This window comes from Bacteroidota bacterium, assembly GCA_030706565.1.
In the GTDB taxonomy this organism is placed as follows: Bacteria; Bacteroidota; Bacteroidia; order Bacteroidales; family JAUZOH01; genus JAUZOH01.
The window spans coordinates 1-2,924 of sequence record JAUZOH010000445.1 but is presented as its reverse complement, the minus strand read 5'-3'; the positions used below and the strand labels follow the sequence as shown (position 1 = coordinate 2,924).

Annotated in this window: 3 protein-coding genes; 2 read left to right on the top strand and 1 reads right to left on the bottom strand. The window is 42.5% G+C overall.

Annotated elements, in window-relative coordinates:
- Positions 1 to 1,383, top strand: a 1,383-nt coding sequence (locus Q8907_15380) for a UbiD family decarboxylase (GenBank protein MDP4275653.1), incomplete at its 5' end; no start/stop codon positions are given.
- Between the two features lie 63 nt (positions 1,384 to 1,446).
- Positions 1,447 to 2,478: a SpoIIE family protein phosphatase gene (locus tag Q8907_15375; protein MDP4275652.1), complete on the top strand. Its 1,032-nt coding sequence runs from the start codon at positions 1,447 to 1,449 to the stop codon at positions 2,476 to 2,478.
- Between the two features lie 205 nt (positions 2,479 to 2,683).
- On the opposite strand, the gene Q8907_15370 is transcribed toward Q8907_15375, so the two are convergent.
- A partial coding sequence (locus tag Q8907_15370; protein ID MDP4275651.1) for a hypothetical protein occupies positions 2,684 to 2,924 on the bottom strand: 241 nt, incomplete at its 5' end.

Here is a 2,924-nt window from a genome sequence, read left to right as displayed (position 1 = left end):
GGCATGTACAGGATGCAGGTTTTTGATAAAGCCCTGACCGGCATGCACTGGCACCTTCATAAAACAGGCGCACGCCATTATGCCCAGTACAAAAAGCTGGGAAAGAAGATGCCCGTTGCAGTGGCCCTGGGCGGCGATCCTGTCCTCACCTACTGCGCTACCGCCCCCATGCCCGACAATATGGACGAATTCCTGCTGGCAGGTTTCCTGCGCAAGAAAAAAGTCAAACTGGTCAAATGTATTACCCAAAATATAGAAGTACCCGAAGAAGCGGATATCATCATTGAAGGATATGTAGATCCTGAAGAAGAACTGATCTGGGAAGGCCCGTTTGGTGACCATACCGGGTTTTATTCCCTGGCCGACTGGTACCCTAAATTTCATGTAACCTGCATCACCCATCGCAGGGATGCCGTTTTCCCCGCCACGCTGGTCGGGATACCGCCGCAGGAAGACGCATGGATTGCCCGGGCTACGGAAAAAATATTTTTCAATCCCATCAAAATGTTCCTCATCCCGGAGATTCTGAATCTGCATTGCCCTACAGCAGGTGTGGCGCACAACCTGACCATAGTCAAGGTTAAAAAATCCTATCCCGGACAAGTGGCCAAAGTGATGAATGCCCTATGGGGCGCGGGACAGATGATGCTGAACAAAATACTGGTTGTGGTTGACGAAGAAACTGAAGTGGAAGATTATCGCCATATCGCCCAATTAATCTGCCAAAGGGTGAATTTTAAATCAGATGTCTACTTCAGTTCCGGCCCCCTGGATGTATTGGACCATACAGCCAGGGAATTTGCCCTGGGAAGCAAAATGTGTATCGATGCCACTTCCCAACCCGAAAGAAAATCACAGGAGAATAAAACTACAGATAATGAAATAGTTATAGATATCCCTGCTATTTTGAAAAATTTTCCTGATATTGAGAAAATAAATTCTAAATTGCTGGAGGAAAATATACCGGTTATTCTCGCGGCAGTCAGAAAAAATAAGATTGATGCGGTAAAATCTGCAGCTGAGTCGTTGCTCAAATTACCTGAAATGGGAAAAATCCGCTGCCTGATTTTATTTGATTATATGGTCGACACAAACGATATTTTTTCAAGTATGTGGCTTTGCCTGAGCAATATTGACCCGGAAAGGGATTGCAGCGTGCTGGAAACGGACGGGACACAACATCTGGTTGTCGATGCCACCCGTAAGACCGGCAAATTTGATCAGTTTAAGCGGCAATGGCCCAATATTACCGTCTCAAACGATGCCACTATTAAAAAAGTTGACGAAAAATGGGAAAACCTGGGCCTGGGAGAATTCATTGCTTCTCCTTCATCAAAATATAAAATTTTAAAGATCAATGAAGGAGCTGTTGTAAATGAATAAGATCAGCCAGGCTCTCAGTAAATATCATAAAGTTTAATAAAGTACTTCAACAGGGTAATAATCATGCTGATTTATGCCAACATATTGACTTTGGCCATCCTGCAAGGGGTTGTCCAGCAAAAAGTTCCTTTCTTTTCGCATTCCTGGGAAAAAGAAGGACTTTATGTTGTCTGCATAGTTCTGGTTCTGCTGCTGCTTTATGTATATTTTTATTTTAAAATAAGCGGTTTAATCAAATCGAATAAAGAACTAAAAGAAAAGGAACAGATATCTGCACAAATTGAACGGCAAAAAGAAGAACTGGCCCAAAAGAATAAAAGCATAACCGACAGCATCATTTACGCCAAAAGGATACAGGAAGCCATTATGCCTTCTGAAAAAATATTTAAGAGAATGCTGCCCGATTCCTTTGTACTGCATATTCCCAAAGATATTGTCAGCGGCGATTTTTACTGGATAAACCAGCATCACGATAAAATTTTTGTTGCAGCCGTCGATTGCACCGGCCATGGCGTGCCCGGGGCATTCATGTCGCTGATCGGCCTGGAACTTTTTCGTAAAATCACCAACAACGAAGGGGTGGAAGAGCCTGCCCACATTTTGAATAACCTGAATAAGGATTTTGAACAAATATTCAAGGACATGGACAATATTGTTTTGCGCGATGGCATGGACATTGCTTTCTGTACCATCGACAATGCCAATCATTGTCTTGAGTTTGCCGGGGCTTACAATCCTCTTTACATCATCCGAGATGAGAAAATTATTGAAATCAAAGGGAACAGGTTTCCCATCGGATTAAATATCATTGATCAGGAACCGCATTTCGAAACCCATAAAATCGATATCCTCGATAATGATATGCTTTATATATTTTCGGATGGCTATGCCGACCAGTTTGGCGGCCTGGAAGGGAAAAAATTCAAGTACCGCCGTTTCCGCCACCTGCTGCTGACCATTCATTCCATGCCGGTTGAAACCCAGCTGAAAATCCTGGAAAAAAGCATCAATGAATGGAAAGGGAATTTAGAACAGGTGGACGACATCCTGATTATCGGCATCAGGCTGCATTCCAATAGGATTAATCCATTGTAGATAAGGCCAAATTGGCCGAATCTACAATGGGTTTGGCCGTCTCTACGGTTTTAAAAAATTATCATTCCTCCATTTTAACGGATTGTCTTTTATATAATTCGAAATCCTTTGAAACGATTTGTCGTTTCGGATAATATGATCATAAAAAAGGGATTGTCAGGCAAAATCAGCATGGATTTTACGGGCCTGTATGGTGCATATCCGTTTATATTGATTTATAATTACGCCCAATGTTTCCGGTTTCCATTTTTGCGAAGCGGTTGGTTCGTTTGGTCGGAATGATGGGGGACGTAATTTTCCCCAAATAACATTCCCTTTTATCTGTGCAAATGGTTACAAAATACAGGCCATTTGATCCATTATCCCAATTTTGCAACCGCAACAGCGATATCCGAAATTTGTTCTGGAATTTTTCAGGCATGGCTTTAATTTCAATCAGGCCAGTT

Excerpts from the sequence above, each read along its gene's own strand:
- Q8907_15375 (MDP4275652.1), top strand. The coding sequence starts at position 1,447 with ATGCTGATTTATGCCAACATATTGACTTTGGCCATCCTGCAAGGGGTT.